Origin of the sequence: Sandarakinorhabdus rubra (genome assembly GCF_010994245.1) — a bacterium.
GTDB classification, from domain to species: domain Bacteria; phylum Pseudomonadota; class Alphaproteobacteria; order Sphingomonadales; family Sphingomonadaceae; genus Sandarakinorhabdus; species Sandarakinorhabdus rubra.
In genome coordinates this window covers 1-8,277 of record NZ_WMHO01000111.1, presented here as the reverse complement: position 1 = coordinate 8,277, position 8,277 = coordinate 1, and the positions used below count along the sequence as shown (strand labels likewise).

Annotated in this window: 5 protein-coding genes; 4 read left to right on the top strand and 1 reads right to left on the bottom strand. The window is 66.3% G+C overall.

Annotated elements, in window-relative coordinates:
* Nucleotides 1-503: lyase (locus GJV64_RS08270; RefSeq protein WP_164156789.1), on the bottom strand; the 503-nt coding region annotated here is incomplete at its 3' end.
* Nucleotides 504-624: 121 nt separating this feature from the next.
* Between GJV64_RS08270 and GJV64_RS08265 the strand changes: the two genes are divergently transcribed.
* From GJV64_RS08265 to GJV64_RS08250, 4 genes are all read left to right on the top strand, one after another.
* On the top strand, nt 625-2,277 hold the full coding sequence (locus GJV64_RS08265) for an NAD+ synthase (protein WP_164156788.1): 1,653 nt from the start codon (nt 625-627) through the stop codon (nt 2,275-2,277).
* 250 nt (nt 2,278-2,527) lie between these two features.
* Nucleotides 2,528-5,473, top strand: a complete 2,946-nt coding sequence (locus GJV64_RS08260; protein ID WP_164156787.1) for a TonB-dependent receptor domain-containing protein — start codon at nt 2,528-2,530, stop codon at nt 5,471-5,473.
* A gap of 104 nt (nt 5,474-5,577) precedes the next feature.
* Entirely contained in the window at nt 5,578-6,573 is a 996-nt protein-coding gene (locus tag GJV64_RS08255) for a dihydrodipicolinate synthase family protein (protein ID WP_164156786.1), read from the top strand.
* 81 nt (nt 6,574-6,654) lie between these two features.
* Nucleotides 6,655-8,277, top strand: a 1,623-nt coding sequence (locus GJV64_RS08250; protein WP_164156785.1) for an outer membrane protein assembly factor BamB family protein, incomplete at its 3' end; no start/stop codon positions are given.

The window sequence follows — 8,277 nt, the reverse complement described above, 5'->3', positions numbered from 1 at the left end:
CCGAAGCGGGGGCGGGGCGCGGCGCCCGGCGCCGGCCGGGCGGACGCCAGCCGGCAGGCCAGCAGCGCTTCGGTGGCGGCCATGTCGGCCATGCGGTTGGCCGAAGGGCGCGACCAATATTCGAGATCGGGGATCAGCGAAGGGTGGGCGCAAAGGGCAGCGGCTTCCAGCAACGCCACGCTCACCCGGTCCAGCGCCAGCGCCGCCTGCACGTGCGGCAGGGCAGAGACCCGGTCTCGCCGGGCGAGGCCGAGCAGCGCCTCGCCACGCACCAGCAGGTTGGAATCGGCCGCCGCGGCCAGCAAGGCGTCCCGCAACGCCGGGCAGTCTTCCGGCGACTGCGCGAGCAAGAAGGTCGCCCAGTCGCGGTTGGCGGGTTTGGGATCGCCAAGGAAATCGATCAGTTCAGCCACCATCGCACGCGCCGCGGCCGGATCGGCGGGCCAGTCAGCCGCTGCCAGGTGGCACAGGCGCGGCGCGGTGGGGGCGTGGATGAACGGCATTGCAGCTCAGCAACGTTCCTAGCGCAGTAGCGATGCATCGACGACCCAGCCGAGCGCAAATTTCTGTGCATGATTTGGCCATGCTGGCGCCGGGGCCGGCTTGCGCGTAAGCGATGCAGCGATGAGCGACCGTCTGACCATCGCGCTTGCCCAATTGACCGCCCGCGTCGGCGACCTCGCCGGCAATGCGCAGGCGATATCGAAGGCGCGTGCGGCCGCCGGCGCCGCCGACCTGCTGGTCACGCCAGAGCTGTCGATCGTCGGCTATCCGCCGGAGGACCTGGTGCTCAAGCCGGCGCTGGTTGCGGCCGTGCGCGCCGAAGTCGAGGGGCTGGCGCGGAACACGGCCGACGGCGGCCCGGCCCTTCTGGTCGGTGCGCCGTGGGCGGAAGATGGCGCGCTCTACAACGCCATGCTGCTGCTCGACGGCGGGCGCATCGCCGGCATCACCCGCAAGCATGACCTGCCCAATTATGGCACCTTTGATGAGAAGCGGCTGTTCACGCCTGGCCCGCTGCCGGGGCCGCTGACGGTGCGTGGCGTGCGCATCGGGGTGCCGATCTGCGAGGACATCTGGGCACCAGAGGTGTGCGAGTGCCTTGCCGAGACCGGGGCCGAACTGCTGATCAGCCCGAACGGCAGCCCCTATGAGGTGGACAAGGGCGACCGCCGGCTCTCGGTGGGCGTTGCCCGGGTCACCGAGACGCGGCTGCCGCTGGCCTATCTCAACCGTGTCGGCGGGCAGGACGAGCTGGTGTTCGACGGCGCGTCCTTCGTGCTCAATCGCGATCGCACGCTGGCCCATCGGCTGCCGGACTGGGACGAGGCGGTGCGGCTGACCGAGTGGCAGCGCGGCGCCTCGGGCTGGAGCTGCATCACTGGCGAGATCAGCCCACCCGATGACGCGGATGAGGCCATCTATCACGCCATGCTGGTCGGTCTGCGCGATTATGTGAACCAGAACCGCTTTCCCGGCGTGGTGCTGGGGCTGTCGGGCGGTATCGATTCGGCGCTGTCGGCGGCCGTGGCCGTGGATGCGCTGGGCGCCGATCGGGTGTGGTGCGTGATGATGCCCAGCCCGTTCACCAGCCAGGACAGCCTGGAGGATGCGGCGGCCTGCTCGCAGCTGCTGGGCTGCCGGCTCGACACGGTGCGCATCGAGCCGGCGATGCAGGCCTTCGATGCCATGTTGGCGCCGCTGTTCGCAGGGCGCGCGCCTGACATCACCGAGGAGAATATCCAGTCGCGCATCCGCGGCCTGACGCTGATGGCGCTGTCCAACAAATATGGCCCGATGCTGCTCACCACCGGCAACAAGAGCGAGATGAGCGTGGGCTATGCCACCATCTATGGCGACATGGCCGGCGGCTATTCGGTGCTCAAGGACCTGTACAAGACGACCGTGTTCACCTTGTCGCGCTGGCGCAACGGCCGGCGGCCGCGGCTGGGGCTGGGGCCGGATGGACCGGTGATGCCGCAGCGCGTCATCGACAAACCACCAACGGCCGAGCTGCGCGAAGGCCAGAAGGATCAGGACAGCCTGCCGCCCTATGACCTGCTCGACCGCATCCTGATGGCGCTGGTGGAGGGCGAACAGTCGGCCAGCGACCTGATCGCCGCCGGGCTGGATGCCGCCACCGTGGCACGGGTGGAACGGCTGCTCTACATCGCCGAATACAAGCGCCGCCAGGCACCGCCGGGCGTCAAGATCGGCAGCCGCAATTTCGGCCGCGACCGCCGCTACCCGATCAGCAACGCCTTCCGCACCGCCTGAACAGCGCCGGGCCGGGCCTGCCAGAGGGCGTGGCCTGTGTGTGCTCCTGTGTGTGCTCCTGTGTGTGTCTTTGTACCACAATCGAACAATTGCATGTGACACAATGACATGTTAGGCCCCGTGATGTGTGGACATGCGGGGTGGGGAGCCGCGCGCGGTCGCACAAGGGGAAACACATATTTCAAGGGCAGCTGGCGGTGCAGTCGATGGCCGCGCCGCACCAGTGAGCCCGAAAACATGGGGAAACATTATGGCCGTGAACATGGTTTCGCGGGCCGCCCTCGCGTGGGCTGCCCTCATCGCTGCCGGCACCATCGGCACCGCAGCCGCCGCGCAGGGCCAGACGCCGGAGGCGGCGCCGGCAGCGGCGGAGGAGCCTGGCGAAACCATCGTTGTCACCGGATCGCGCATCGCGGTGTCGGGCTATACCGCGCCGACCCCGGTGACCGTGGTGGGCGAGGAACTGCTGATGCGCGACGCCCGGCCGACGGTGGGGGACGCGATCCGCGAGCTGCCGGCGGTAGGCAGTTCGGCCTCGCCCAACAACACGTCGGGTGCCGGCAACATCGTGGCCGGCATCACCGGTCTCGACACTGTCAACCTTAGGAACCTCGGCGTTACCCGCACGCTGGTGCTGTTCGATGGCCAGCGCGTGGTGCAGTCCAACGTCACCGGCCAGGTCGACATCGGCACCATGCCGACGGCGCTTGTGCAGCGCATTGACGTGGTGACCGCCGGCGCCTCGGCGGCCTGGGGGTCGGACGCCGTGTCGGGCGTGGTCAACCTTGTCATCAACAAGAAGTTCGATGGCTTCAAGGCCAGCGCCGAAGTGGGCGACAGCTATGCCTTCGACCGCTTCAACTATCGCGTGCAGGCCGCCTGGGGCGCCGGATTTGACGACGACAAGGGCCGCATCATTGTCGCCGGCAACTGGTTCGACGCGCCCAGCAACATCTTCGCCAACGAGCGCGGCTGGAACCGCTATCGCCAGCTGGTCAACAACCCGGCGTTCACGCCCACCAACGACCAACCGCGGCTGATCCATGCCGACAATGTCAACCTGTCGGGCGCCACCACCGGCGGCCTCATCGTGGGGGCCTGCCGCGCCGCGCTCACGGCCACCAATGGCTGCGCCAGCGCCAACCAGGTGACCGGCGCCGGGTTGGGCAGCCTGCGCAACCAGCAGTTCATCGGCAGCAACGGCCAGCTGGCGCCGTTCGGGGGTACCAACATCTCGGGCCAGGTGGCCTCCAATGCCGAAACCCTGCAGGCCGAACTGAACAACCTCGCCATCCGCTATCGCACCGGCTCGCTGTTCGGCCTCATCAAGTATGATTTTGCCGACTGGCTGAAATTCTCGGTGCAGCTCAACTATGGCTCCACCTTCTCGCGCAACAATTCCGTGCCGTTCATCCGCATCGGCGCGCAGGCGCCCTTCATCCGGGTGGACAATCCGTTCCTGCCGCAGGCGGTGCGTGACCAGATGATCGCCAACAACTGGACGGCGATCCAGGTCGGCACCACCAACATCAACAACATCACGTCCGACACGCTGAGCTATGACAATTTCGCCACCAATGCGCTGGGCGTCCCGGTGGCGACCACCGATCGCCAGCTTTGGCGCGGCGTGGCCACGGTCGAAGGCGATCTGGGCAACGGATGGAGCTACAGCGCCTATTACCAGCGCGGCGACGTGCGGGTGTTCCAGACCACCGAATCCAACGCCATCATTGCCAACTACAACCGTGCCATCGATGCCGTGCAGGTGGGCAGCAACATTGTCTGCCGGGTCAATGCCGATGCCAGCACCACCAACGATGATCCCAATTGCCGGCCGCTCAACATCATCGGCACCGGCGTCGCCAGCCAGGACGCCATCCGTTATGTGAACGTGACGCCGGGCAGCAACTTCCAGCGCCAGCTGCTGCGCCAGACGGTGACGGCAGCCACGGTGCAGGGTCGGCTGCCCGGCCTGCCCGCCGGGGACATCGCGCTGGCCTTCGGCGGCGAATATCGCACCGAAAACGGCAATATCATCAACGATCCGGGCGCCCAGGCCCGCATCTATTCGGTGGCCAACTTCCCCAGCTTCGTCGGCAACTACAATGTGAAGGAAGGCTTCCTCGAAGTCGACGTGCCGCTGCTGAAGGACAGTGTCGTGCGCTCGCTCAACGTCAACGGTGCGGTGCGCTACACGGATTATTCGACCAGCGGCGGCGTCACCACCTGGAAGGTCGGCTTCCTGTCGGACCTCGTTGATGGTCTGAGGGTCCGTGCCACCCTGTCCCGCGACATCAGGGCGCCGAACCTCAACGAGCTGTTCTCCACCGGCCTGTCCACCCTGTCCTCGGCGGTGGACCCCAACGACAACGTCAACGTGTCGATCTTCAGCTTCGCCAGCGGCAACGCCGCGCTGCAGCCGGAAAAGGCACGCACGTTCACGGCCGGGGTGGTGCTGCAGCCGGCGTTCATCGACCGCTTCAGCCTGTCGGTGGACTATTACAGCATCAACCTGTCGGACGCGATCGTGCAGGTCGGCGCCAACGAGGTGCTGACGCGCTGCAACGCCGGGGAAGCCAGCTTCTGCAGCCAGCTGGTGTTCGGCGGCTCGCCGGGTTCGCAGGGGCAGCCGCTGCTCAGCCAGATCAACGTGTTCCCCAACAACATCGCCCGCCTGAAGACCTCGGGCATCGACTATCAGCTCGACTGGACGGTGCCGGCGCTGGGCGGCAACCTCAACTTCCGGGTGCTGGGCAACTATATCTTCCAGCTGCAGCAGCAGCAGCTGGGCAGCATCTTCAATCTGGCTGGCGCCATCGGCCCCGACAATCTGGGCGGCAGCGGTTTCCCCAAGGCGCGCGCCACCGGCTCGGTCACGTGGAGCGATGACAGCGTGTCGCTCACCGCGCAGACCCGCTTCATTGGCGCCGCCAAGCTCAACAGTGCCTGGGGCCCGAAGGACGTCGATGACAACAAGGTGCCTGCCATCGCCTATCTCGACCTGCGTGGCTCTTGGCAGGCCACCAAGTGGCTGCAGTTCTTCGGCACGGTCGACAACCTTCTGAACCAGGCGCCGCCCAACGTCGCCGCCGGCCCAACGCAAGGGCAGACCAGCTATTATTTCACGCCGATCAGCGGCATCATCTATGATGCCATCGGCCGCCAGTACCGGCTGGGCGCCCGCGTGAACTTCTGAGGGCAGGAAACCCTGTCATCTTGCCGCGTGGCCCGGTTGGCGCAATGATGGCATCGCAACGCATGAAAAGCCGCGCCAACGCGGCCACAAGGGGAGGACGACAGATGGACATGAACCGTCGTGAGACGCTGGGCGGCATGGCCGCAGGCGCACTTGCCGCCAGCACGCTGGCCGCGGCTCCAGCCGAGGCGCAGATGGCCCGCCGCCTCGGCTCGAAGGAAAAGGTCGCCTATTGGGTGGCCACCGTCACGCCGTGCGACGCCAAGGGCATGTTCGATCCCGGCGCCATGAAGGCAGTGATGGAATGGCACCAGAAGTGCGGCGCTGACGGCGTTGTGGTGCTCGGCACTTCGGGCGAGTTCCCCAGCTTCTCGGTGGCCGAGCGCAAGTTCATCACCGAGACGGCGATGAAGCACAAGGGCAACATGAACATCATCGTGGGGCCCGGTACCTCGAACATCGTCGAGACCATCGATCTGGCCCGCCATGCCCAGAGCGTGGGCGCCGATGGCCTGCTGGTGATCCCGCCCTTCTACTTCAACCAGCCGCCCAACGAGGGGCTGATCCACTATTACACGCAGCTGTTCGAAGCGGTGACGATCCCGATCAATCTCTATCACATCCCCGGCACGTCGGAGGTGGGCATCACCCACGAAGTGCTGAAGGCGATGATGAAGTATCCGCACCTTGCCGGCATCAAGGACAGCTCGGGCGATCCGGCTGGCTTTGCCGCCTTCCTGAAGGGCTTCCCGGAACTGAACATGCGCTGCGGCACGTCCAACAATCTCATCCCGGCTGTCGAAGCCGGCATGGGGGCGATCCTGGCCGATGGCAACCAGTTCAGCGACAAGTGCGCCGACATCTTCAAGACCTACCGCGCCAAGGGCGACTGGAAGGCCAAGCTGGAGCATCTGCGCGCCGCGCAGGGCATCATCCGCGACCACAACATGGGCGCCAACACCTATGCCTCGATGAAATATGTGCTGTCGCTGCGGATGGGCGGGCCGATGATGTACGCTCGCACGCCCTATCCGCAGCTGTCGGACGCGCAGAAGGCCAGCCTGAAGGCCGGCGTCGAAAAAGTGATGCAGATGGCCTGATCAAGGCCGCGTGCCTGTGCCGGCTGTGCTGCCGGCACAGGCTGCATTCATGTTCTCCCTCGCATCCCTGGGGTTCCAAAGATGATCACCACCCGTTTCCTGCCGCTTTCGGTCGCCGCCGCGCTGATGCTGACCGCGGCACCCGCCGCGCTGGCGCAGACGCCGGGCAAGGAAGGCGTTGCCGCCGCACGCACCACCAATGGCGTCGCCAACTGGACGACCTACAATGCCGATCTGAAGGGCAGCCGCTATTCGCCGCTGGACCAGATCAACGCCAAGAATTTCAACGACCTGGAGATCGCCTGGCGGTTCAAGACCGACATCCTGGGCAGCCGGCCGGAATACAAGCTGGAATCAACCCCATTGGCGGTTGATGGCGTCATCTACACCACCGGCGGCACCCGCCGCGCCGTCGTTGCCTTGAACGGCGCCACCGGCGAACTGCTCTGGCAATATGCCATGCACGAAGGCAAGCGCTCGGCCGAGAGTCCGCGCGCCCTGTCCGGCCGCGGCCTCAGCTACTGGACGGACGGCACCAAGCGCCGGATCCTCTATGTCACCATCGGCTATCGTCTCGTCAGCCTCGATGCCGACACCGGCCGCCCGGATCCGGAGTTCGGCACCAACGGCGTTGTCGACCTCAAGACCGATTTCGACCAGGATCTGGGCGATCTCGACACTGGCGAAGTCGGCGTCCACTCCGCGCCTGCCGTGTCGGGCAACACCATCATCATCGGCGCCGCCTTCCGCGAAGGCTTCACGCCGCGCACGCACAACAACACCAAGGGCTATGTCCGCGCCTTCGACGTGCGGACCGGCAAGCGCATCTGGACCTTCCACACCGTGCCGAAGAAGGGCGAGTTCGGCTACGAGACGTGGTTCAACAACTCGGCCGACATCAACGGCAACACCGGCGTGTGGACGCAGGTCTCGGTCGATGAAGAGCTCGGCCTCGCCTATCTCGCCGTCGAATCGCCGACGTCTGACTTTTTCGGCGGCAAGCGGCCGGGCCCCGGCCTGTTCGGCAACAGCCTTGTCGCGGTTGATCTGAAGACCGGCGAGCGGCGCTGGCATTACCAGCTGATCCATCACGAGATCTGGGACCTCGACAACAGCTCGGCCCCGCTGCTGATGGACGTGACGGTGGACGGCAAGCCGCGCAAGGTGGTCGGCCTCCCGTCGAAGCAGGGCTTCTTCTACGTGTTCGACCGGGCCACCGGCCAGCCGGTCTGGCCGATCAAGGAAACGAAGGTGCCCAAGGGCAAAGTGCCCGGCGAGTGGTATTCGCCCACCCAGCCGATCCCGTCGAAGCCGCCGGTCTATGCGCGCAACGGCGTCGAGGAGAAGGACCTGATCGACTTCACCCCGGACCTGAAGAAGAAGGCGCTGGAGCTGACCTCCAAATATGTGCTCGGCCCGGTCTACACCCCGCCGATCGTCTCCACGCCGGAGAAGTTCGGGGTGATCAACAACTGGGCCCAGGGTGGCACCAACTGGCCCGGCGGCAGCTTCGATCCGGCAACTGGCATCGCCTATGTCTATGCCTGCGGCGCCTGCATCTCCTCGACCGGCCTGTTGCCGCCGCCGGCCGGCCTGTCCGACATTCCGCTGGTGGTCGGCGTGGCCGGCCAGCCGGTGGTGATGATCAAGGGCCCGGGCGAAGGCGCCGGTGCCGACAGCCCGGCGCCGGCCGCGGCGCCTGGT